Annotated in this window: 20 protein-coding genes; 12 read left to right on the top strand and 8 right to left on the bottom strand. The window is 46.1% G+C overall.

Going from position 1 to position 22,866, the window contains the following annotated elements; translation table 11 throughout:
• Window positions 1-22 precede the first annotated feature (22 nt).
• From M5J74_RS00770 to M5J74_RS00755, 4 genes are all read right to left on the bottom strand, one after another.
• Window positions 23-691: a glycine zipper domain-containing protein gene (locus M5J74_RS00770; RefSeq protein WP_015152246.1), complete on the bottom strand. Its 669-nt coding sequence runs from the start codon at window positions 689-691 to the stop codon at window positions 23-25.
• 161 nt (window positions 692-852) lie between these two features.
• Window positions 853-1,239, bottom strand: a complete 387-nt coding sequence (locus tag M5J74_RS00765) for a hypothetical protein (protein ID WP_015152245.1) — start codon at window positions 1,237-1,239, stop codon at window positions 853-855.
• Window positions 1,236-2,126 carry a TIGR02587 family membrane protein gene (locus M5J74_RS00760; protein WP_015152244.1) on the bottom strand — a complete coding sequence of 297 codons (891 nt, stop codon included), beginning with the start codon at window positions 2,124-2,126 and terminating at the stop codon, window positions 1,236-1,238. Before M5J74_RS00760 ends, M5J74_RS00765 begins: the two co-directional genes overlap by 4 nt.
• Before the next feature lie 172 nt (window positions 2,127-2,298).
• Window positions 2,299-4,584 carry a transglycosylase domain-containing protein gene (locus tag M5J74_RS00755; RefSeq protein WP_250014966.1) on the bottom strand — a complete coding sequence of 762 codons (2,286 nt, stop codon included), beginning with the start codon at window positions 4,582-4,584 and terminating at the stop codon, window positions 2,299-2,301.
• A gap of 458 nt (window positions 4,585-5,042) precedes the next feature.
• Between M5J74_RS00755 and M5J74_RS00750 the strand changes: the two genes are divergently transcribed.
• Window positions 5,043-5,579, top strand: a complete 537-nt coding sequence (locus tag M5J74_RS00750; protein ID WP_250014957.1) for a hypothetical protein — start codon at window positions 5,043-5,045, stop codon at window positions 5,577-5,579.
• Between the two features lie 94 nt (window positions 5,580-5,673).
• Here the strand turns inward: M5J74_RS00750 and lspA are convergent, their stop codons facing one another.
• Window positions 5,674-6,159 (bottom strand): signal peptidase II, encoded by a 486-nt coding sequence (lspA, locus tag M5J74_RS00745; RefSeq protein WP_015152241.1) that lies wholly within the window; start codon window positions 6,157-6,159, stop codon window positions 5,674-5,676.
• Window positions 6,160-6,217: 58 nt separating this feature from the next.
• Window positions 6,218-6,805, bottom strand: a complete 588-nt coding sequence (locus M5J74_RS00740; RefSeq protein WP_015152240.1) for a biotin transporter BioY — start codon at window positions 6,803-6,805, stop codon at window positions 6,218-6,220.
• 413 nt (window positions 6,806-7,218) lie between these two features.
• On the opposite strand from M5J74_RS00740, the gene M5J74_RS00735 reads away from it, so the two are divergent.
• Window positions 7,219-8,301 (top strand): PstS family phosphate ABC transporter substrate-binding protein, encoded by a 1,083-nt coding sequence (locus M5J74_RS00735; RefSeq protein WP_015152239.1) that lies wholly within the window; start codon window positions 7,219-7,221, stop codon window positions 8,299-8,301.
• Here the strand turns inward: M5J74_RS00735 and M5J74_RS32435 are convergent.
• Window positions 8,285-8,413 (bottom strand): hypothetical protein, encoded by a 129-nt coding sequence (locus M5J74_RS32435; protein ID WP_256498649.1) that lies wholly within the window; start codon window positions 8,411-8,413, stop codon window positions 8,285-8,287. The two genes, M5J74_RS00735 and M5J74_RS32435, sit on opposite strands and share 17 nt — an antisense overlap.
• A gap of 42 nt (window positions 8,414-8,455) precedes the next feature.
• Here M5J74_RS32435 and pstC point away from each other — a divergent pair, with 42 nt between their 5' ends.
• From pstC to tilS, 6 genes are all read left to right on the top strand, one after another.
• Window positions 8,456-9,388, top strand: a complete 933-nt coding sequence (pstC, locus tag M5J74_RS00730) for a phosphate ABC transporter permease subunit PstC (RefSeq protein ID WP_015152238.1) — start codon at window positions 8,456-8,458, stop codon at window positions 9,386-9,388.
• Window positions 9,385-10,320, top strand: coding sequence for a phosphate ABC transporter permease PstA (gene pstA / locus M5J74_RS00725; protein ID WP_015152237.1), 936 nt, complete (start codon window positions 9,385-9,387; stop codon window positions 10,318-10,320). Before pstC ends, pstA begins: the two co-directional genes overlap by 4 nt.
• Window positions 10,321-10,382: 62 nt before the next feature.
• Complete coding sequence (gene pstB / locus M5J74_RS00720; protein ID WP_015152236.1) at window positions 10,383-11,186, top strand: phosphate ABC transporter ATP-binding protein PstB; 804 nt, start codon at window positions 10,383-10,385, stop codon at window positions 11,184-11,186.
• Between the two features lie 328 nt (window positions 11,187-11,514).
• Entirely contained in the window at window positions 11,515-13,197 is a 1,683-nt protein-coding gene (locus tag M5J74_RS00715) for a DUF3352 domain-containing protein (RefSeq protein ID WP_015152235.1), read from the top strand.
• 125 nt (window positions 13,198-13,322) lie between these two features.
• Entirely contained in the window at window positions 13,323-14,441 is a 1,119-nt protein-coding gene (gene ccsB / locus M5J74_RS00710; protein WP_015152234.1) for a c-type cytochrome biogenesis protein CcsB, read from the top strand.
• 24 nt (window positions 14,442-14,465) lie between these two features.
• A complete protein-coding gene (tilS, locus tag M5J74_RS00705; RefSeq protein ID WP_371934101.1) occupies window positions 14,466-15,638 on the top strand; it encodes a tRNA lysidine(34) synthetase TilS in 1,173 nt (390 codons plus the stop codon).
• Between the two features lie 91 nt (window positions 15,639-15,729).
• On the opposite strand, the gene hmpF is transcribed toward tilS, so the two are convergent.
• Complete coding sequence (hmpF, locus tag M5J74_RS00700; protein ID WP_250014947.1) at window positions 15,730-17,316, bottom strand: pilus motility taxis protein HmpF; 1,587 nt, start codon at window positions 17,314-17,316, stop codon at window positions 15,730-15,732.
• A gap of 366 nt (window positions 17,317-17,682) precedes the next feature.
• Between hmpF and M5J74_RS00695 the strand changes: the two genes are divergently transcribed.
• The 4 genes from M5J74_RS00695 to M5J74_RS00680 all read left to right on the top strand — a co-directional run bounded on the left by M5J74_RS00695 (window position 17,683) and on the right by M5J74_RS00680 (window position 22,786).
• On the top strand, window positions 17,683-18,894 hold the full coding sequence (locus M5J74_RS00695) for a response regulator (RefSeq protein ID WP_106169205.1): 1,212 nt from the start codon (window positions 17,683-17,685) through the stop codon (window positions 18,892-18,894).
• A gap of 620 nt (window positions 18,895-19,514) precedes the next feature.
• Window positions 19,515-19,889, top strand: coding sequence for a response regulator transcription factor (locus M5J74_RS00690; RefSeq protein WP_041462305.1), 375 nt, complete (start codon window positions 19,515-19,517; stop codon window positions 19,887-19,889).
• A 5-nt stretch (window positions 19,890-19,894) separates the two neighbouring features.
• Window positions 19,895-20,425: a chemotaxis protein CheW gene (locus tag M5J74_RS00685; RefSeq protein ID WP_015152229.1), complete on the top strand. Its 531-nt coding sequence runs from the start codon at window positions 19,895-19,897 to the stop codon at window positions 20,423-20,425.
• A gap of 24 nt (window positions 20,426-20,449) precedes the next feature.
• On the top strand, window positions 20,450-22,786 hold the full coding sequence (locus tag M5J74_RS00680; RefSeq protein WP_250014945.1) for a methyl-accepting chemotaxis protein: 2,337 nt from the start codon (window positions 20,450-20,452) through the stop codon (window positions 22,784-22,786).
• Window positions 22,787-22,866: the final 80 nt, after the last annotated feature.

Below are 22,866 nucleotides of genomic sequence, written 5' to 3'. Positions count from 1 at the left end.
AACGTCTCTACAATTCTTCTGTTTAATAGCGATCGACCGTCAAACTAGAATCCAAAATCAGATCTAAGTCGGTGTCAGGGTTAATGACAACTACATCAGCTTTTTTACGTCCTAGCACTGCTCCACCCGCAGCACCGACTCCCGTACCGATTAATACCTCTCCGGTAGAAATACGGCGATTGCCTGTCAGTCCACCTAAAGCTGCGCCAGCGGCAGCTCCCACGACTGCACCTTTGAGAATCGATCCCGTACTTACTCCCCTACGCAATTGGGTAGTTTCAATCACATCGGAGGAAGCATCAATTGATTGCCGTCTGCCATCATCAATAATTAGATTTCTGGCAATAAATTGAGAACCACCATCAGCAGGAACGAGTTCGCCTTCAATTAGACTTCCGGCAGGAACTAATACTGTGCCGTTGCGGTTAGTAATGTTGGCAGCTACCGTAAGAGTTAAGCGCATCCTCTCTTTCGGACTGATAACGATCTTTTCGGCTTCATCATAGCGCACGGGAATTCTTGCCCCAGCCCGAATAGTCGTGCGATCGCTAATCCTACTACTTCCTGGCGACGATGGGAACACCTGAGCCGTTGCTGGAGCTGTCATTACCATTGGTAGGGTAGCACTAGTACCAATAGTTAAAGCCATAAGAAAAGCTGTCCCTGTCTGCCAGGGTTTAAAAGTAAGCATATACTTATTCCTCTCCGCTATATATTGCTAAACCTGTTAAATCACAAGACTTGCGGAAGAATCATAAGGTTCCAAAGTCAGTTATCAATTATCAGTTATCAGTTATCAGTTATCGGTTATCCGTAACTTTTGACTTTTAACTTTTGACTTTTGACTTTTACTTATGGTTTTTCAAATCCCAGTACCCGTGCTTCAATTTGTTCTACGGTGCGAGGATCGGTTTGAAATGTTACCCAGCCTCGACGAGTTGAATGACGAGGAAGGAAAGCAATTTCAAATTCGGCAGTTTCTTCTTCTCTACCATCACTGTTGAGCGTCACTTCAATTTGTACGGTTTCTGCTGTTTCATCGCCGCGATTTGTAGCAGTGACGGGAACGATAAAGCGATCGCTTTGCGGTTGAGGTTGACCGAGTTGTAGTTCGATATTTGGTGGAGTTTCACCTAGAGTTGCACCGTCATAAACTATGTAACCCAGCGTAAATAATACGAGAATGAGACTAATACCAAAAACAATCCACTCTAACCAATTTTTTTCTAGTTTTTTCATTGCAATAATAGCCTCCCAGCAGAAGCCCCCAAAGTAGAAGCGACTCCTAAAACAACGGTTTGAGCTAGACAAATGAAGAGAGTCGTATCGTCAAAGCGTCCGAAAAACCAGAGGATAGCCGCAGCTGCAAATAGAGCGATCGCGTAAGTGATAACCGCACCAAATAAAATATTTTTAATTCCCCTGATCTGGCTGAAGCGCTGGGAACCAGTAAAGTCACTATAAAATAGAATTAGCACGGCAAATAAGATTGAGAGTAAGGCAAGTCCTAGCAGTCGTGCTGTAGAAACCTCAATTGCAATAACAATAATTTCTTCTGTAGGAGCGAGATTGGCAGCAAATAATACTGCTCCACATAAGGCGATCGCAATTTGTCCGCCAAAGTCGCCTTCACCATCTGCCAAGAAGGGTACGGGACTAGAACTAGGTTGGGAATCTTCTCCTTTCATTCCCGTATCGCTTTCTTGCTTGCCTCCTCCTCCTAATTGGGCTGTACCGATAGATACACCAATAGCAACAGTCATAGCTTCTACAACGATTTTCCCACCAATCTCTGTCAGATTCATATCGGTATTAATTTGTCCTAACAGCCACAGCATGACGGCAGCAACAACCAATCCTATACCCATTTCCTCCACGGAATCGATCGCGACTTCTAACGCACCAGCAGATCTGCGCAAACCTGCATAGCGGTTGTATGCCAAGAGCAGCGTAAAAGTAGCCAGCACGTAAATTAACAAGCGTACGGGATGGACGATAAAGCCAGCCCACCAAACTTCCATCGTGTACAACAGGGGCAAACTAAACAACAGTCCCCCAGTAATGCCTCTGAGGTATTCTTGTAGCGACTTAGCAAGCGATCGCTCTAGTTTTAGCCGACGATTCATACTTATCGGGCTAATCAGCCTTTTTGGTGTTCTACAGCACAATTCTCTCAGTTATTTAGATACTTCATGAGAGCTGAAAGTTAGATTTTTGGCCGAGAATTATATTTGTAGGAGCGCACAGCCGTGCGCCTCTATTGCTGTCCGCCCCAGATGTGCGCCCTCAAGAACGTTATTACTGCACCACTTCTCGCATATAACTGCCCCACAAACGCGCCGCCTGCACGCCATAACCAGACACAGGCGCATTATTATCGTTACCCAGCCATACCCCCGTAACGAGTTTTTCTCTGGTCAGAAACCCAATAAACCAAAGGTCAAAGTTTTGATTTCTGGCTGCTAAACCACTCGTACCTGTTTTCCCAGCCTCCTCTCCTATTCCGATATTTGCTGCCGTACCAGTGCCGCGTTCTACGACTCCGCGTAGCATGGAAGTTACCGTCTGGGCTACTCCTGGGCTAAGTATCCGCCGATTTGTGGTTTGGGTGCGATTGTAAGCGTAAATCTCGCGACAGGTTTTCAAGTCTTGGCGATCGCCACAGTCGCTACTATCTAATATCCTCATAATCAGATGGGGACGGTTCCACACGCCATCATTCGCGATCGCCCCATATGCTCCAGTCATTTCTAGCAAATTAGTTTCGCTTTGCCCTAAGACTAAGCCTGGGACTGGTTGCAAGGGTGACTGAATTCCCAATCTTTGCGCCATGCGCATGATGCTATCTAGTCCGACATCTTGAGCAACTCGCAGGGCAATCGGGTTTTCCGATAGGGCTAACCCCGTCGCTACATCTAGCTCGTCACTACCGCGAACGCAGCCGCGAAATCGCTGTCCTTGCCAAGATACAGGCGCACAAGAATAATTTTTCTCTGGGGAAATCCCTTTTTCGATCGCCGCAGCATAGGTAAACAGTTTAAAAGCCGAACCGGGTTGGCGCTGAGCTTGAGTCACTCGGTTGAACTGACTGGTTTTGTAATCAGTGCCTCCTACCATCGCTAGCACCGCACCAGTACTAGCATCGAGGGTGACCACTGCCCCTTGGGAATAGCCGATATTTGCTCCAGCTTGCCGTACCGAGTTGCGTAAAGCTTCTTCTGCTTTGGCTTGCATATCTGGATCGAGCTGGGTTTCGACGATATAATTGCCTTCTGCTGCTAACTCTTTGCCCAAAATTGCTTGCAGTTCTTGAAAGATGGCATTGTAAAAGTATGGCGCAATTGTATTGGCTTGGGCTTCACAGACGCGAGAACTCACTTCAATTTGCGATCGCCGCGCCCGATTTGCTTCTTCTGTCGTCACCATTCCTTGCGCCAACATCCGACTAATAACGCGGTTGCGGTATTCAATTGCTTTTTGGTTGCTGCGCACGTCACCGCAAAAATTAAATCCGTTGGGAGAGGGTAAAATTCCCACTAAAGTCGCAGCTTCCGAAAGATTGAGTTCCTTGGCTGATTTATCGAAATAGAATCGCGCTGCATCTTCAAAGCCGTATGTATCCGCTCCCAGAAAGACGCGGTTGAGATACATGAGTAGAATAAAATCTTTGCTATAAAACGTTTCCAGCTTCAGTGCCACCACTGCCTCGCGCAACTTCCGTCCTAACGAGTCCTCTGCACCTACGTAACTGCGAAATATACTCCGCGATACCTGTTGGGTGACAGTACTTGCCCCTTGCTCGAATTCTCGACTACCGACGTTGACGACCGTAGCGCGTAAAATTCCAATAGGGTCAACGCCAAAATGCCAGTAATAGCGGCTGTCTTCTGAAGCGATGATCGCTTTGGGCAGATAAGTCGAAAAGTCCTGCAAGCTTTTCAAATCTGTATGTGCCGTACTGCGAGGTTGACGCAGCATCGTTTCTCCATCGCGGGCAAAAACGATCGTTGGACCCCCAGTTGCAGCAGGTAAAGGAGTGACAGAAAACTTCGTCCACTCGTACCCTACAATGAGCGCCAGCAATGCTGTCACGCCACCAATCCCACCTGCCACCCATTGCAGCGTGCGGACGTACTGAGGTGGAGGATTATGAAATTTCATCCGCACGGCAGCGGCAAGTTCTGGAGGACCGAGAGTGAAAACGTCACCGTGATGAAGTTCGATCGCGGCAACGCGGCGCTTACCCCAGTAAATGCCATTCGTAGAATTTTCATCTCGCAGGACGAAGGGCGATCGCCTCTTGCTAGTATCTCTAGCTAAGGACAGATGAATCTGGCTGACAACAGGGTTGCGAACGACAATATCGCAAGATTTAGCACTGCGTCCGATCAAATAGCGATCGCCTAGTAGAGGATAAGTCTCTGCTTTGTCTGTCCCCGCATCCTGTATCCACAATTCGGCAACTCTGGCGTTTGGCTTTAGGGCAAGCCCTGGAATCTGCACTTTAGCTTGAAGCGTTTTGACTACCTGAGTTGCTCGACTGAGCAATGTTTGCGGTTTTCGCGGTGGCTGGGGAGGGGTCATGTTCTACTCAGGCAGCAGGAATTAATTTTTTTAGCGTTGGCAGAAATTCTATCTATTATGCCAAATCTAGCGATTGTCATCGATCGTCGAGCGCGAGCAAGTCTCTGGTGAATTGTAGCTGGTAGTTCAATTGCGAGCGGCGATCGCTAGTGACTGCTCGTTACTTGCTGTCTTCGATCTTTCTCAATAACACAACGACTGCTACGGATTACGATCGCGATCGCTTCTGCTACCATTCTACTTAGCAAGTAAAAAATCTCTGACTTTCTACGCAGACTTACTCTAGCGCATTTATAGTGCTTCTAAATATGTATATCTGCTTGGCAAACAAGTTTTGATTGAGTCGGTTTCCTTTGAAAATTTATTATATATCTTGACTTTTCATAGAAAATATGGTAGCATTTAACGAAATTTGTTTTTGACTTAATCAGAAATATTTAATCTGAGGTGTGAGTGGGATGAAGATCAAGTTTTTATCACTATTAGGTGCGGCATTTGCACTAACTCTATCGAGCCACGCCGCATTTGCTCAAGAAGCCGCTAAAGAACCCCCAGAGATTAAGCTTTCGGAAGAAGGGAAGAAAATCCTCTGCGAAAAGTTTCCGTTGAATTCTCGTTGTCCTGGTGGTCAGCCTTTAACTGGTGGTGCGCCTACTGGTACTGAAGCAGCTCCCGATGCTACTACTCCCGAGGCTGCGCCAGCTCCCGACGCTACTACTCCCGAGACTGCCCCAGCTCCCGACGCTACTACTCCCGAGACTGCCCCAGCTCCCGACGGCACTATGCCTACCGATCCTGGTACTGCCCCAGCTCCCGATGGCACCATGCCTACCACTCCCGAGACTGCCCCAGCTCCCGATGGCACTATGCCCACCGATCCTGGTACTGCCCCAGCTCCCGATGGCACTATGCCCACCGATCCTGGTACTGCCCCAGCTCCCGATGGTTCTTCACCTACTACACCTGGAACTGAGCCAGCTCCTACAACTCCCTAGTTTGAGTTGGTAAAAGCAGGCATTTGTTAGCAATCTTAATGCTTTGATATTTAGTATGTAGAGACGTTACATGTAATGTCTCTACATTTTTTGTTTATCGCAATCTCTTAAGAGTAGAGACTTTCGGCAAACTTGCAATTAGGATGCAGACAATACCCAAATTGATCGACACATCTGCCAGGTTAAAAACAGGAAATCCAATTAGCCGAAAATCTAAGAAATCTACCACATAACCCGCAAAAAAGCGATCGATCCCGTTGCCTAACGCTCCTCCCAAAATGAAACCATAGCCCCATTGTTCCAGAGGTTTCATTGGTGGACCAAAATAAGCCCATACTATTAGCAGCACACTCACTATCAACGATAGCCAACGCAACCAACCCACTTCACCAGCAAACAAACTGAAGGCAGCACCAGTGTTTGTCACATAGGTGAAATGAAACACATTAGACCAAATTGGGTAAGTTTCGCCCAAGTCAAAACTTTGTACCACCCAGAACTTAGTTAACTGGTCTAAGATAAAACTGGCGATCGCTGCCATCCAGAAACGGCGATTTTTCATAATTTGGTCATTGGTCATTGGTCATCGATCATTAGTTATCAGTCACGGCAAATGACAAATGACGAATAACAAATGACTAATAAAACATTATCAGTCTCCAGCCATAAGCGATAATAGAGACAGCACAAACTACAGCTAGTTGTCCTGGGAGAGGATACCAAGAATACTGAAGTATAGGTTGAATTATAGATTGAGCTTGCGTGCTTGCCCAGTGGAAAATTTGGCTAGGCAACAAATATGCTAAACCGCAGAGGTGAATTATCAGCAAGCCACCTAGACAGCTACCAGCAAGACTCTCTAGTTTCATCGCATCTTGCCGAAACGCCAGTAAGCCACAAAACCAAGCTCCAGGAATAAAACCCAATACGTATCCAAAATTCAGTTCTCGCCAGTAGCCAAAACCGCCACCTTGAGCAAATATTGGCAACCAAACCAAGCCGAGCAATAAATAAGCAATTTGGGATAATGCTGCCGCACTTTTGCCACCCAAACAACCTACGAGTAGGACAGCACCAATTTGACAGGTGACACCTAGAGAGATTGTCTGTATCCCGCGCTCGTGCCAACTTACCGGCGCACTAGTTATATATGCTTCTACAAAAGTGCCACCAATAGTAAGAAGCAAACCAATCAAGGACCAAAGAAATTGGTTAGGAACAGCCACTAGCGATAAAAGCCAATAATAGAGATTTAGTTGACGCTTTTGTCTGAATGCAGCGCGATCGCAATTTCTGGCGTTGCACTGGCTATATTATCACGTTCATCTAGGCGATTGGTGGAACTCAAAGTTCTATTAAGCTGTCATCTAAATTATCTTTTCCCTTGTGTTGCAGCGCTCCGCAGTTTCAAGGTGCGATCGATGCTATGATAATGGCAATATTTGATACAAATCTGGAAGTGACAAACTCGGATACAAACCTGGCATTTCAGCACTAGCAAAAGGTGATAATCTACCTAAAGGAATATTTATAGTTACCATTAACCTTCACTTAACTGCCGAGTAATAACATATCTATAGTAAAAGCTCTATACTCCTCTAGGAGTATCCGTGCAAAGATTCCAGAAACAACAAATAGTATGCTTTCTCGCAATATTCGTGTAGCATCCCTTGCTTCGGCTGTGGTTTTAGTCTTGGGAGTAACTGCTTGTGGCAGTGGTAACCAGACTGCAAGTAACGCACCTGCCTCTCCTCAAGGAGAAGGTGCAAGTCCAGCAGCAAATACTACTACTGGCTCTAATTTATCTGGGACAGTCAAGGTAGACGGCTCCAGCACCGTGTTTCCCATTTCCGAAGCAATGGCAGAGGAATTTCAAAAAGCAAATCCTGGCGTTCAAGTCACGGTAGCTCAGTCTGGTACTGGTGGCGGATTCAAGAAATTCTGCAACAACGAAACAGATATTTCCAATGCTTCCCGTCCGATTAAAGCAGAAGAAGTAGAACTGTGTAAAAAAGGTAACGTTGAATATATTGAGTTACCAGTAGCCTACGATGGTATATCGGTCGTAGTAAACCCGCAAAACAAGTTTGCCCAATGCTTGACGATCGCTGAACTCAAAAAAATGTGGGAACCAGCAGCTCAAGGTAAAGTCACAACTTGGAATCAAATTCGCCCTGAGTTCCCTAACCAAAAACTAGGGCTTTATGGTCCTGGAACTGATTCTGGTACTTACGATTTCTTTACTAACGCTGTTGTGGGCAAAGAAGGTGAAAGCCGAGGAGACTACACTGCATCTGAGGATGACAATACCTTAGTACAGGGTGTGAGCGCCGATCCTGGTGGGCTTGGCTTCTTTGGTTACGCTTACTACGAGAATAATAAAGATAAGTTGGCATTGGCGAGCATTGACAATGGCAAAGGTTGTATTCAGCCAAGCGCAGAAACAATAGGTAACGGCACTTATCAGCCGCTATCTCGCCCAGAATTCATTTACGTGAAAAAATCTGCGGCAACCCGTCCTGAAGTCCAAGCATTTGTTAATTTCCACTTCGCACCAGAAAATCAAGAACTGGTGTCAGAAGTCGGATACGTACCGCTACCAAACGATTTAGTTGGTGAAGTACAAGCACGCTTTAAAGAAGGTAAGGTAGGCTCGATTTTTGAGGGCAAAGGGTCGCAGACAGGTGTTACCCTTGCAGATTTACTCAAACAACAGAAATAATAACCGCGATCGCAATTTGCCAATAAATCGAGACATGGGTGATAGGGAAAATTCGCAATTCACAATCGATCGCATCCTGTCTCCTGTCTCCTTCTCCTTGATAACTGGTCACTGGTCACTGGTCACTGATAACTGATAATGAGGTATTTCCTGTATGTCTGCCACGTCAACGCCTGACGGGTCGAGCCTATGGCGACCAAAGCGGGCAGCAAGTAAACGAGTAGAAGCATTAGTGAAAGGCATATTTGCCACGTTTGCTTTTGTCTCAGTCGCCACCACAATCGGTATTGTCTTAACGCTAATTTTTGAAACTGTATCGTTTTTCAGCGAAGTACCGATTTGGCAATTTTTAACCGATCGCGCTTGGACACCATTGTTTGCCAACAAGCAATTTGGCATTATGGTACTGATTAGCGCTACTTTACTAACTTCTGCGATCGCGATCGCCGTTGCCTTACCGATAGGCTTATTAGCTGCTATCTGCTTGAGCGAATATGCTCCCGCGAGAATGCGCCGCTGGCTCAAACCAGCATTGGAAATTTTGGCGGGGGTTCCCACTGTCGTGTTCGGTTACTTTGCCCTGCTGACAGTCACGCCATTTCTACAAAAACTCATCCCTGGCTTACAGGGATTCAACGCCTTGAGTGCTGGATTAGTACTTGGTGTTTCAATTATTCCCCTAGTAGCTTCTTTAAGTGAAGATGCCATCTATGCCGTGCCTCGAAGTTTACGCGATGGCGCTTATGCTTTGGGAGCCACCAAACGGGAAACCATTGTTTCTGTAGTTCTCCCAGCTGCCCTTTCTGGAATTGTCGCTTCTTTCATCTTGGCAATTTCTCGCGCGATCGGCGAAACCATGATTGTCACCATCGCCGCCGGACAAAACCCCAGCCTTGGCATTAACCCCCTAGTACCAATCCAGACGATGACAGCCTACATCGTTCAAGTGAGTAAAGGCGATACCCCAGCAGGATCTCTAGCATATAAAACTATTTTTGCTGTGGGCATGACTCTGTTCCTCATCACCCTGGCTTTAAATATCTTTAGTTACTGGTTCGTTCGCCGCTTTCGGGAGAAATACGAATGACTACACCTGCACCCCAACCCATCGACAAAAGCGGCTTTGGCACGACGGGCAAATTCAATGTTTCGTTGTCCAAACGCTATAACTTTGACAAAATCTTTTCTACAGCCGCTTGGGTTGCCACCCTATTTGGCTTGGTCGTTCTTGCCGTTTTACTTGTAGACATCCTGATTGACGGACTCGGACGGATCGATTGGGCTTTTCTCACGAGTTTCTCCTCGCGTCGCGCTGCTGCTGCGGGAATATTAGCTCCCCTTGTCGGTAGTATTTGGCTATTAGTCGTCACGGCTTTAGTTTCCTTTCCCTTGGGAGTAGGAGCGGGCATTTACTTAGAAGAATATGCCAAAGATAATTGGTTCACGCGGTTAATTGAGATCAATATCGCTAACCTAGCCGCAGTTCCATCCATTATTTATGGCTTATTGGGATTGCAAATTTTTGTCCGGTGGCTGCAACCAATTACTAACGGACGCAGCGTTCTTGCGGGTGCTTTAACTCTCAGTTTGTTAATCTTACCCATCATCATCATTACCACGCGAGAAGCACTACGGGCAGTTCCAGATAGCTTGCGCCAAGCAGGTTTTGCTTTAGGTGCAACGAGATGGCAAGTGATCCGCGAACACATTTTTCCGATCGCTTTACCAGGTATCCTAACCGGAACAATCTTGGCACTATCTCGCGCTATTGGCGAAACTGCACCTCTGATCGTCATTGGAGCTGTCAGTTATATTGCCTTCTTGCCAGAGTTATCTCCCAAAGGATTGCAAAGTTCTTTTACAGCACTACCAATTCAAATTTTTGATTGGGTTTCTCGCCCTCAAACGCAATTTCACACTAATGCTGCTGCTGGCATCATCATATTGATGGTCGTGCTGTTAATTATGAATGCTTCAGCAATTTATTTACGCAACAAATTCCAACGAAATCGTCCCTAAGTCTCAAGTTAGAATTGGCTTAGACGAGGCGATCGCCATATCAACTGTCACTAGCTCTCTATATGCTATTCAACACCACAGTCACGGCAACCGATACAGTTTTACAAACTGATAATCTATCTGTTTTTTACGGTAATTTCAAAGCAGTGCGAGATGTCAATCTCAATATCTATAAAAACAAAATTACCGCTTTTATCGGACCTTCTGGGTGTGGTAAAAGTACAGTATTGAGGTGCTTCAATCGCTTGAACGATCTGATTCCAGGGGCGCATATTGAAGGTAGAATCACATTTCAAGAAACAGATATTTACGATCGCCGCGTCGATCCAGTAGAACTGCGCCGTCGCATTGGGATGGTATTCCAAAGACCAAACCCCTTCCCCAAGTCAATTTATGAAAACATTGCCTTTGGAGCCAGAATTAACGGTTATCAAGGCGATATGGATGAATTAGTCGAGCGAGCAATCCGTCAAGCTGCTTTGTGGGATGAAGTCAAAGATAAACTCAAACAAAGCGGTCTTTCTCTCTCTGGCGGACAGCAGCAAAGGTTGTGTATTGCCCGTGCTTTGGCGATTGAACCAGAAGTTATCTTAATGGACGAACCCTGTTCTGCTCTCGACCCAATTTCGACATTACGGGTAGAAGAATTGCTGATGGAACTCAAAGAGAAATACACGATTATTATCGTTACCCACAACATGCAACAAGCATCGCGGGTGTCGGACATGACTGCCTTTTACAATGCTCAAGCCACAGAAAAAGGTGGCAAGATGGGTTATTTGGTAGAATACAATCCCACTGAAGTAATTTTCCAATCTCCCGAACAACAAGCTACGCAAGAATACGTTAGCGGTAGATTTGGTTAAACCAATGAGTAATGGGTAGTTGGTAGTTGGTGGTTGTCTTGTCACTCTAACTTCTAACTTTCCCATCACTACGAGCAAATTTCCTCGCTATACTGCTCGATTGAGTATCCTTGACAAAATTGCTTACGATTGCTAGCAGTTTGAAGATTTTTAGATTTAATTGGGACTTAAATTAAAGCATATTGTTTTCTTTATGTGTTGGCGATCGCGTAGGGGCAATGTAGGCACAGAAAAAAATAAACTAGAATAGTGCTTCTCTAGGCTATTTTGAGGGCAAAATCGTTACAGATCTTCGCTCGCCGAGACATCCTCTGTCTTCATTAATCCCATGCCTGAAAAACGTAAACCTTCCCTTCTATTGACTTTGGGAGCTGCTGGCTTATTAATTGGTGGGGGAGCAACTGCTTACTGGGTATTCCTCCAAAGCCAAGGGCAATTAGAAAACCTGCCTGTGGGTTCTAATATTATCCCCCAAGATGCTTTGGTGGCTCTATCTATTTCTACAAATACCCAGCAGTGGCAGCAACTCCAACAGTTTGGTACGCCCCAAATTCAAGCCCAGCTCAAGACAAATTTAGCCCAGTTGGGCGATCGCCTCCTCACAGCAAACGGCTACAACTACCAGCGAGACATCCAGCCTTGGGTTGGTAAAGAAGTTAGCATTGCCTTTCTACCACCCTCCATACCAGCGACATCAAACTCATCTTTGCCACTGAATAGCGATCGCCAGCAGTCTCTAGTTATGGTGTTGCCCATTGCCGACCAAATTGCAGCAAAGCGGATTTTAGAGCAACCCAAACCGTCTGCACAAGGTAAAACTCGCCAGCGAAACTATAAAGGCGTTGAGATTAGAGAAACTCAAGGAGCTAAAGCGCAATATTATTCAGCCGCCGTCCTAGATGGGCGTTATTTAATCGTCACAGATCGTCCGCAAGCGACGGATAGAGCGATCGACACTTATAAAGGTGCGGCTGCTTCCCTAAAGCAAACAGCAGGTTACACCACTGCTTTTGAGCAGATCGCTACCAAACAGCGTTTTGCTCAACTGTACGTCAACGTACCCGTAGCTGCGAGAATTGCTGCTGCAAATCCCAGCCGCTCGTTTTCACCCCAAGGATTAGCTCAGTTGCAAAATAACCAAGGTGTAGCTGCTACTATTAATCTGGAATCAGAAGGAATTCGCCTCAAAAGTATTTCCTGGCGCAAACCCGACAGCCAACAAGTATTCGCTGTAGAAAACAATGCGGGCAAAATGCAAAGCCGCCTACCGGCAGAAACATTAATGATGCTCTCAAGCGGCAATTTACAGCGGTTATGGCAAGAATACGCCCGAGAAGTACAATCCAATCCCCAAGCACCTATCCGTCCCCCAGAACTGCGTAAAGGTGTAACCTCAGTTACAGGACTGGATTTAGACCAAGATTTACTCAGTTGGATGGATGGTGAGTTTGCCGTATCTATGGTTCCTGCGGCTCCCAAAGCAGGTGCGCCAGATAATTTTGCCCTTTCTTTAGTATTTTTAGTCCAAACCAAAAACCGCAATAAAGCCGAACAAGCTCTATTTCAACTCGAACGGGTGATGCGGAGTAAATATCAATTTCAAGTACAAGAAACCAAAATCAAAGATCGTACCGTGACAAATTGGATTGCACCTTACGGCACAGTGGCGACTCGCGGTTGGCTGGATGGAGATGTTGCTTTCTTCGCTCTCGGCGCACCTGTAGCAGAACGGCTGATTCCTCAGCCTCAAAGCAGTTTAGCAAGTGCCGCACAATTTCAACAGACAGTTCCTTCAGCTCTGAATGCCACGAACGGTCAGTTTTTTCTCGATGTGGAACCAACAGTCAAAGCCTTGCCCCTACCGCAGCTGTTTTCCGGTCAACAAATATTCTTCGACGCTACCCGTTCCATCGGTGTTACCTCTGCTATCAGCAGCGATCGCAGTATCCGCTACGATGTCTTTGTTGCCCTGAAGAAGATCGGGAATAGGGAGTCGGGAAAAGAGAGCTGAGGGAGACAAGGAAGACAAGGGAGAGCAATTCTAGCCACTAGCCACTCTCCACTGATAACTGTTCCCCAGTAGGATCGAAATAAGACTCTCGATGCTTGACAAAAAAATATAGGAGAATGCTGATTATGAATTTGGTTTTACTCCAGAATTGGCTGGACAATGCCTCGTTTGCCGTCCTATTTCTGACAATGTTAGTCTATTGGGTTGGAGCGGCTTTTCCAGGGCTGCGCTTTCTCCCAACTTTAGGTACGGCGGGAATGGCGATCGCCAATTTATGTATTGCTACTCTGTTGGGAGCAAGATGGCTAGAAGCTGGGTACTTTCCGATTAGCAATCTGTATGAATCTTTATTTTTCCTTGCCTGGGGAGTAACTGCGGTTCATCTGATCGCGGAAAGTAGCAGCCGTAGCCGTCTGGTCGGAGTTTTCACCGCTCCTGTTGCTATGGGTATCGCTGCTTTTGCAGCTTTGACTTTACCATCAGATATGCAGACCTCTGCTCCCCTCGTACCTGCCCTCAAGTCTAATTGGTTAATGATGCACGTTAGCGTCATGATGCTGAGTTATGCTGCTTTACTTGTGGGTTCTCTGCTAGCGATCGCCTTTTTAGTTGTCTCTGGTGGCAAGGAAATTGAATTACATGGTAGCTCTGTTGGCACTGGAGGTTATCGACAAAACGGCTATCGCCTCCAGCGCAATACCGATTTAACTCAACTCTCTCCAGCAGTTGCTGCCGATGCTTCTAATCCTTTAGTGCTAGAAACTAATGGAAACGGTAAAACTGCTGTTCTCAATGTTGTGATATCCTCTACTCCCGGCTCCGGTACGGGCGGGTTTAACAAAATTTTTGGCTCCTCGTCTCAAGGTAGCTCCGACAAACCCGCACCTACAACTGCCGACTCCCTCACACTCTCTCCCCAACGCCTCAGCCTTGCCGAAACCTTAGACAACATTAGCTATCGCACCATTGGACTCGGCTTTCCCTTACTAACAATCGGTATCATTGCTGGTGCAGTTTGGGCTAACGAGGCTTGGGGTTCTTACTGGAGTTGGGACCCGAAAGAGACATGGGCGTTGATTGCTTGGTTAGTATTTGCTGCCTATCTTCACGCCCGTATTACCCGTGGTTGGCAAGGTCGTCGCCCAGCCATTCTAGCTGCAACTGGCTTCGTTATCGTTTGGGTTTGCTATCTGGGTGTAAATCTTTTAGGTAAAGGTTTGCATTCTTACGGTTGGTTTTTTTAAGTGACAGACAACAAACCAACTAAGATGAGTCGTGCTAACTGGACTCCGCTTCACGCCCGCCTACATCGTACTCTGCGATCGCGTCATCTCCTAGAGAAGCATCAGCGATTGCTCGTAGCTGTATCTGGCGGGCAAGATTCCTTATGCCTCGTTCAGTTACTTTTAGATTTACAACCCAAGTGGGAATGGCAATTAGGCATCGCTCACTGCGATCACCGATGGCGTTCTGACTCTCAGGCTAACGCTGACTTTGTGGCGCGACTAGCTCAACGTTGGAAAGTCCCATTTTATTGTCATACAGCCGAGCAGCCTCTACTCAATGAAGCAGCCGCACGACAATGGCGCTATCAAGCTCTAGCGGCGATCGCCCAAACGCATAATTACCCGTATATCGCTACGGGACACACAGCCAGCGATCGCGCCGAAACCTTACTATACAACTTAATTCGCGGCAGTGGCGCAGATGGCTTGCAAGCTCTAACTTGGCAACGCCCTCTTCATGTAGGGACACAAAGCTATGCGCCCCTACTGGTGCGTCCCCTGTTAGAAGTTACGCGAACTGAAACCGCTCAATTTTGCCAAGAGCGGCAACTTCAGGTATGGGAAGATACAACTAACCTGGATCTTAAATATGCCCGTAACCGCATCCGACAAGAATTGTTGCCCTACATCCAAACCCACTTCAACTCGCAAGTAGAGCTAACCCTAGCTCAAACTGCAGAGCTTTTACAAGCAGAAGTCGAATATCTCGAACGAGCAGCCGATGAGTTGCGACAGCTTGCTGTCGATTGGGAAGACAAAGGGATAAGGGGACAGGGGGACAAGGAAGCAAGGGAGCAGAGGGGCACAGAGGCAGAGGGGCAGAGGAACAATCCAAAATCCAAAATCCAAAATCTAAAATTTCCCGACTCCCGAACGCCAGTTTGCTCAACGGGGGACACCCCCGCACGCAACTGGCTCCTCCCGACTCCCGACTCCCTCATAAAAATCGACCGCCGCATTTTACAAACAGCCCACATCGCTCTACAACGGCGCGTGATGCGGCAGATTTTGCAGCAAACTTTACGTTGCTCCCCCAACTTCGAGCAGATTGAAAAACTCATGGCTTTGATTGCTGCTCCAAATGGAACGCAAACAGATCCTTTTCCTGGCGGGGCGATCGCCACAGTAGACAAAGATTGGATTTGGTTAAAGTAAATTAAACATAGTGCAGCATGGCAGGAATCAGCTACCAGAAAGCCACAATATAAAATGCTTATGACGTTAAGATTTTGGCTTTTGACTTTTTTTATGAGTTTCTCGTAATTTTGGCGCGAATTTGAGCGATCGCTGCTTGTGGTGGTTCGCTAGCTTCTATGCTCAGTATGCCCGCCACTCCTTGTAATTTCTGTCGCAGTCCATCCAAACTATCTTGTACTGGTCTGAGGATTTCTTCATAAAGATTTATCCTACCGCTACAATCGGCAGCAAGCGATCGCAAAGATAGCAACTCTTGCTGCCAGGTCTGTAATTCCTGCCACCGTCTTTCTTGTTCCTGCACCTGCTGGTCGAGCATTCCCTGCTCTAAGTCAAATCCAGAGCGCATCTGCTCGATTTCCTTTTCTAGCTGTTGCAGTATTAGGGATTGCTGTTGTTTTTGCAACTGAACTTGACTTAATAGCGGATCTAAATCTAATTTGTAATCTTCTTCTCGATTGCCAACTGGAATTCCCCGCCGTCTCCACAAAACAGTTTGGTGTTGTCGTAAAGTTTCTTTGCGATCTTGTAAATTTTGGCGTTGACCCATCAAGGTTTGCAGCAAAAATTCATAACTGTCTTGTTCGTCTTTTAGTTCTGCTTCTATATTCGCCCGTTCCCCGTCGCTGGCAGCTCGGCTCAAGCGCCCCTTAATTTCGTCAATTGCCTGTTGATTAGCTCTTAGTTCCTCTTCTTGCTCGTGAACGAACCGACAAGCATTCTCCCAATCTCGCCGCAAATCTTGTAGCACTTGTTGCAGTTGATCTAAAGGCATTTGTTCCAATGCGGCAGAATCAACTTGCTGGCTAAAGAGAAAATCATCTACCGGTTGGATCAAACGATTCAGTTGCTGATGTAAATCTTCTTGATGTCGTTGATGTGCGTTGAGGGTTTGAGCGTATTCTTGCTTGGCTTGCAGCACCATCGCTTGCGCTTGTAGTTTGACTTTTCGCTGTTCTAGAGATTTTTGTGATTCCCACCACTGCTGTTGACCTTGCTGTAACCTCTGAGTTTGGCTATCGACTTCTAACTGCTGCTGGTCGATCCCTTGCTTTTGCTGTTCTAGTTTCTGCCAATGTGGAATCAAGGTTGCTTGCTGGGTCTCTACCAATTCTAGAACCAAGCTTAGTTCTTGCCTTACTGCTGTAGTCGGTGGTAAGCCTTGAGATAAGCGTTCGAGCAATTCTTCAACTTGGCTAACAGTTGTTTCGTCCAATCCTGCCGACTGGCTGCTCTGTAATCGCCTATATTCCTCCTCAATGTGTTCCAACTCTTCCAAGCGTACTTCCATTTCTTCGTGGCGGCGGGACATCTCATCTCTTTGAAAGGTGAGAGATTCCTTCCACTGCTCGATTTCTTCTTCCTGAAGCTTCGCTTTTTCGATTTGTCGGGAGAACCCACTTAAGATGCTAACTAAAGGTCGCCCTGCTTCTTGAATGCGTTGTACTTGTCGATTGGCATTTAAGTCAGCTAGTATCAGCGCTCCAGCATTGAGATTGTTTGCTTCCTCAGCTGCAACAATCTCTTCTCCCTGTACAGAAGACCAACTCTGGTCGGCTCTTTGAAATGCCAGCAGCTTGATTTCTGTCTTCAGACCCATAAAAGCTTTTTGCTTTTGTACTTCTGCTAAATACAGCACACCAGTCGTCCTCTTGTTTTACCAATGCCTCAGCTGCGAACCGATCTTGCTTGTAATGTTTGACTCACTTTGGTTAAATCTCCATTGTGGTCAAAACCCCATTTTGGTTAAAGCTAATATCAGCAGGCGCAGAAATCTCCGACTCTATTTTGGACTGAGTACAGTCAATGTCACTTCCGAGTTATTGCTTAACTTCTTCACTTCTTCTTTGTTAAATTGTGTTACAAAATTGGCTACTAGCGATTAGTCGTCATTTGTCATCTGTCATTAGTCAGAGTCAATGTTAGCCAACTGATGACTGATGACTATAAAAGGGAAGAATTAATGAAGGGGTATACGCGATTACATAGGAGCTTCATCAGCTAAATGCAGGGTAACTTAAGTGAAATTGATATTCGCAGTATTTTACAACTCATTGAATTAGGACAGCAAACGGGGGAATTGTTTGTTGAAGCCTACAGTCCTTCTAGTAACGTGAATCACGCAGATCCGAACTTTGCTTTGCGTTACAGGAGTTCGTACCCGCGATCGCAGTGTTGGTTTATCTTTTTTCTCAACGGTCAAATCGTCTATGCCACAGATGGCGATCGCAGTTTATCTCGTCTACGCGATTATCTACGACACTATCGAATCGAGATCGACCTAGAGCAAATTACAACTTCCACGTTCGCAGCTAATACCACCCTAGAGTATGCCTATCTTTGGACATTGCTAGAAGATCGCGTTCTCACCCCGGCTCAAGCTCGTAACATCATCCACGGCATTGTGCATGAAACCCTGTTCGATCTACTAAGTTTGCATCAAGGTTTGTTTATTTTCAAGCGAGGAGCTGCCCTATCACCGCACTTGACGATTTTAGCCAGTACTTCTTTAGCAACCAAGATCGTACAGCAGGTACAGGCATGGAAGCAGTTATATCCTCAGATTCAATCTCCCGATCGCTGTTTGACGATCGCCAATCTCAAAGGATTACGTCAAGGCTTGCCAGCAGCAACCGCCAATCGACTAGAGACTTGGATAGATGGTAAAACTTCTCTCCGCCAACTAGCACGCTATCTCAATCGAGATATTTTAACGGTAGGCAAGGCGGTTTATCCTTGCGTGAAACACGGTTGGATACAAATTCACACGCCAAAAATAACTGGGATAACAACTGATAATCCTCATTTGTCTTCTGGTATCAAAACGCTAACAATCACATGCATCGACGATGCGATCGCTATTTGCCAAACTGTAGAAACTATCCTACAGCAGCAAGGATTTACAGTCATGAGCTGTAGCGATCCGCTTCAGGCATTTAGTCTGCTGTTTCACCAGCCACCAGATTTAATTCTGTGCGATATTGTCATGCCCACACTAGATGGCTACGAGCTATGTGCCATGCTGCGCTGCTCCAATGCCTTTCGGCAAACGCCGATTGTCATGCTAACAGGTAAGGATGGATTTATCGATCGCGTCAAAGCTAGAACGGTAGGCGCAACCGACTATCTCACTAAACCTTTCACCGATAGCGAGTTATTGATGCTAGTAGAAAAATCCCTGCCTAAGAAAGGTGTGAAGACAACTCACAAGTCATAAACTAGAATTAACTACTCATCAATTGCTAGTCCGGTCACTGGTCACTGGTCATTGGTCATTGGTCATTGGTTGTTAGTTATTACCACTCTGCTCCCTAATAACTGATAACTGTTCGCCTCTGTAGATTCACCGATTGCGGTAAGTTTTTAACTTAAATAGGATTAAGTTCTCAGTGGATTTGCGCTTGGATAAACGATTGAGGTAGAGCTAAGTTGATGCTGTAGTTTAGTAATCTAAGATTCTCTTAAAACACTAACTATCCAAATAATTTGTATTGCACTTAAAAGAATGACTTTTATCGCGTGTGTGGACACCATAAACACTGTGAAGTATCGCATAAGGAACTTATGCGATTTCGATATAAGCTCATGCGAGAGTTCGATCTAAAAATCAGTTATCTTTGAGTTTGCTTACAATTGTTTGAGCCATTAACTTAAATTTTGCGAGTTCATGCAAGACACGATTGAAGTTGATTTTACACATATTTATACTAAATTTTGGCATGTTCGTAGCTCGATTAGTAAAGAACTTAGCTTACTGAATTGATGCATAATTTTTAGTTAACCACGGTGGTCGTGCCCACAGGCGGGACGTTGAAGCCAGGAGGCAAATTAACAGTTATGAGTACAGTGCTGGTCGTGGAAGATAGTCCTACTCAAAGAGAGATTATTATCGATCTTCTTCAGGGGAGTGGGTTGACGGTGATGATAGCCACTGATGGTATGGAGGCTTTACAGCATATGCAAGAAGCTTCTTGTCCCGATTTAGTGGTGTTAGATATTGTCATGCCTAGAATGAATGGTTACGAGGTTTGTCGCAAGCTGAAAACCGATCCAAAAACTCAAAATGTCCCAGTGGTAATGTGTTCCTCCAAAGGCGAGGAATTCGATCGCTACTGGGGAATGAAACAGGGTGCAGACGCTTACATTGTCAAACCATTTCAACCAAAAGAATTACTGGCAACAGTTAAACAATTACTGCGAGGGCAAGGGTGAGTGGCATGGTAGATCTGGACTTGTCAATGGGTGCTGACCAAGTTCAAGTTGCGTCAGAATTTCAGCAATTAGAGATTCGGGAAGGAGAACTACACCTACGCTTTTTTGTCACACCCACTCAAGAGCTGGCATTGCCAGCAATTATTGTTCGGGAGGTCATCTCAGCTCCTCTCGATCGCATTACACCAATTCCCAATATATCCAGCTTACTCTTGGGCACGATCAACTTACGCGGACGAGTGATCTGGGTAGCTGACCTCAGCCAAATTTTGGGAGAATCAACAGCCTTAAACACAGAGCGACCAGAAATTCCGGTAATTGCCGTAGAAGAGCAAGAAATACTCTTAGGGTTGGCAGTCGATCGCATTGTCGGGATGGAATGGCTGAGTGCGGAAAAAGTACAGCAGCCTACTCAAGTTGCAAACAGTATGGCTCCCTTTGTCCGTGGTGAGTGGATTTTAGATGAAGATACCCATCAGCGTCTTCGACTGCTAGATCACAAGGCAATTATATCGAGCGAACTTTGGGCAGCATGAAATCAAGGCAAGCAGAGGCAGCAAATGACATCAAGTACTAATCACGAGCAGCAATATCAACAAGCTCAAACAGCCTATATTCAAGGTAACTATGAGGAGGCGGCTACTTTTGTCGATCGATTGATCGAAGACTTTCCTGCCGATCCTAATAGTCGCCTCCTACGAGGTCACATTTACTGCGTTCTTCGGCAGTACGAAATTGCTAGAGAACAATATCAAACTGTATTACAACTGACACAAGATCCAGAATTGATTGATTGTGCGAAAAACGGCTTGGAGTCAGTTAAACAGTACGAAAGTTCAGAGCAGTATAGTAATGGCAGGATGCCAGCGTCAGAAATTGAAAATACTTTCTTATTGGGAGCTGACGCTGCCGAACCGCCGGACTACTATGCTACAGAGCAGTCGTCATATTCAGATTCTCCAAAGTCTTTTTCGCATCAATTTGATAGTCCGTTTTCCCAATCGCATCTTGACAGTACAAATGTTACCAGCAGTAGCAATTCTTCTATGCCTTTTGGCAATCCTTTTGTCTGGAATCAGCCAGAAAGTAATCTATCAGAAGATAGCAATTTAGAGTCGAGCCTACCAGATTTGAGCCGGCACGAGCTTTCTCATCCTCACAATTCAGACTTGTCTCACTTTCAAATCGAGCGCGAGTTTTCCGAGCGCTACGATCTTGACACCGAAAACAACAATGTTAGTCGCTCCGAGCGCAATTCAATCGAGGAGTTTGAACTTCCAGAGTCGGCTTCTGAATTGCTAGATTCTGGATTGTTATCTTCTCCTCTATCAGGAAGTGCCTCATCCTTATCGTCTGCGGACAGTCACGGCGAATTGAGCGATCGCGCCAGCAACAAGGCAGAAGTAGCTCAATTGGCATCGTCCATGCCCAATTTGCAAGCAGATGATACAGGCGATCGTCAATTATCTGCCAACAGTGGCGGCTTGGTAGGACAGTTCGAGCAAGCTCCTCTGGCGAAAAAGCAATGGCTTACGGCAAGCACTGTTGGTATTACCTCTGCTCTAGTCGTCACTGCTGCTGGCTTTGGCGGATCGATGCTGCTCAAAGGTGAAAACCAGCGTGCAGTCCAAGGTACGGGTATAGCTATGGCTCTGGTTGCTGGAGCTACAAGTTTTGCTAGCTCGCGCTTCATGGGACGACTGACGCTCAAACAAATTCAACACACCACAATGGATCTGCGCGGACAATTTAATACCGTGCGGACGGGCAATCTCGATGCTAGAGCTACAGTTTATTCTCAAGATGAGTTTGGACTGTTAGCTTCTGAGTTTAACGATATGCTACAAGGCATTGCTCAAATTACTACAGAAACGCAGCGCAAAGCACAAGAACAAGAACAGGCTAAAGAAGAATTACAACGGCAGGTGATCCGGCTACTAGACGACGTAGAAGGTGCGGCAAGGGGAGACTTAACTGTACAGGCTGAAGTCACTGCTGACGTTTTAGGAGCGGTTGCCGACTCGTTTAACTTAACAATTCAAAATCTGCGAGAGATCGTCGGACAAGTAAAACTAGCAGCTCGACAGGTCAGTCAAGGATCTGCCGACAACGAAACATTTGCCCGGGCGCTGTCCCAAGACGCTTTGCGTCAAGCTGAAGAGCTAGCAGTTACGCTTAATTCTGTACAAGTGCTAACAGACGCAATTCAACGTGTAGCAGAATCGGCGAGAGAGGCTGAATCTGTAGCGCGTTCTGCTTCCGACACCGCTCAAAAAGGCGGTGAGGCAGTAGAAAGAACAGTAGCAGGTATTTTAGAAATTCGGCAGACGGTAGCGGAAACCACTCGCAAGGTAAAGCGGCTGGCAGAATCCTCGCAAGAAATTTCTAAGATTGTGGCACTGATCTCTCAAATCGCTTCGCGGACGAATATGTTGGCACTTAACGCCAGTATTGAAGCAGCAAGAGCTGGAGAAGCAGGTCGAGGCTTCGCCATTGTTGCGGATGAGGTACGTCAGCTAGCAGATAGAGTTGCCAAGGCGTTGAAAGAAATCGAACAGATCGTGAGGCAAATTCAAAGCGAGACGGGTTCGGTAATGACAGCGATGGAAGAGGGAACTCAACAGGTTATTCAAGGAACGAAACTAGCCGAGCAAGCTAAGCGATCGCTGGAAGACATCGTGCAAGTATCCAATCGTATTGATGCTTTGGTTGGTTCGATCACTGCTGACACCGTACAACAAACAGAAACCTCTCGCGCCGTGGCAGCTGTGGTACAGTCAGTAGAGTTAACAGCACAAGAAACCTCTCAGGAAGCTCAGCGAGTTTCTGGCTCTCTGCAAAACCTCGTGCAGGTAGCAGGAGAACTACAGACTTCAGTAGAACGCTTCCGAGTGTAGCTATGGTGTTTTGAATGGTAGCAAAGGGCGATTCCATTTTGAATTTGGAATTTTGGAATGTAACAACCTAGATTCCTTAA

The organism is Chroococcidiopsis sp. CCNUC1 (assembly GCF_023546805.1).
GTDB lineage: Bacteria > Cyanobacteriota > Cyanobacteriia > Cyanobacteriales > Chroococcidiopsidaceae > Chroococcidiopsis > Chroococcidiopsis thermalis.
This window is presented reverse-complemented; position numbering and strand designations above follow the sequence as displayed.

Bases quoted from the DNA above. Each gene is read 5' to 3' on its own strand.
- pstB (WP_015152236.1), top strand. From the start codon at position 10,383: ATGCTATTCAACACCACAGTCACGGCAACCGATACAGTTTTACAAACT.
- tilS (WP_371934101.1), top strand. From the start codon at position 14,466: ATGAGTCGTGCTAACTGGACTCCGCTTCACGCCCGCCTACATCGTACT.
- ccsB (WP_015152234.1), top strand. From the start codon at position 13,323: ATGAATTTGGTTTTACTCCAGAATTGGCTGGACAATGCCTCGTTTGCC.
- M5J74_RS00685 (WP_015152229.1), top strand. From the start codon at position 19,895: ATGGTAGATCTGGACTTGTCAATGGGTGCTGACCAAGTTCAAGTTGCG.
- M5J74_RS00755 (WP_250014966.1), bottom strand. From the start codon at position 4,584: ATGACCCCTCCCCAGCCACCGCGAAAACCGCAAACATTGCTCAGTCGA.
- M5J74_RS00735 (WP_015152239.1), top strand. From the start codon at position 7,219: ATGCTTTCTCGCAATATTCGTGTAGCATCCCTTGCTTCGGCTGTGGTT.
- M5J74_RS00750 (WP_250014957.1), top strand. From the start codon at position 5,043: ATGAAGATCAAGTTTTTATCACTATTAGGTGCGGCATTTGCACTAACT.
- M5J74_RS00690 (WP_041462305.1), top strand. From the start codon at position 19,515: ATGAGTACAGTGCTGGTCGTGGAAGATAGTCCTACTCAAAGAGAGATT.
- pstA (WP_015152237.1), top strand. From the start codon at position 9,385: ATGACTACACCTGCACCCCAACCCATCGACAAAAGCGGCTTTGGCACG.
- M5J74_RS00770 (WP_015152246.1), bottom strand. From the start codon at position 691: ATGCTTACTTTTAAACCCTGGCAGACAGGGACAGCTTTTCTTATGGCT.
- M5J74_RS00680 (WP_250014945.1), top strand. From the start codon at position 20,450: ATGACATCAAGTACTAATCACGAGCAGCAATATCAACAAGCTCAAACA.
- lspA (WP_015152241.1), bottom strand. From the start codon at position 6,159: ATGACCAATGACCAAATTATGAAAAATCGCCGTTTCTGGATGGCAGCG.
- M5J74_RS00760 (WP_015152244.1), bottom strand. From the start codon at position 2,126: ATGAATCGTCGGCTAAAACTAGAGCGATCGCTTGCTAAGTCGCTACAA.
- pstC (WP_015152238.1), top strand. From the start codon at position 8,456: ATGTCTGCCACGTCAACGCCTGACGGGTCGAGCCTATGGCGACCAAAG.
- M5J74_RS00695 (WP_106169205.1), top strand. From the start codon at position 17,683: ATGCAGGGTAACTTAAGTGAAATTGATATTCGCAGTATTTTACAACTC.
- M5J74_RS00765 (WP_015152245.1), bottom strand. From the start codon at position 1,239: ATGAAAAAACTAGAAAAAAATTGGTTAGAGTGGATTGTTTTTGGTATT.
- M5J74_RS00715 (WP_015152235.1), top strand. From the start codon at position 11,515: ATGCCTGAAAAACGTAAACCTTCCCTTCTATTGACTTTGGGAGCTGCT.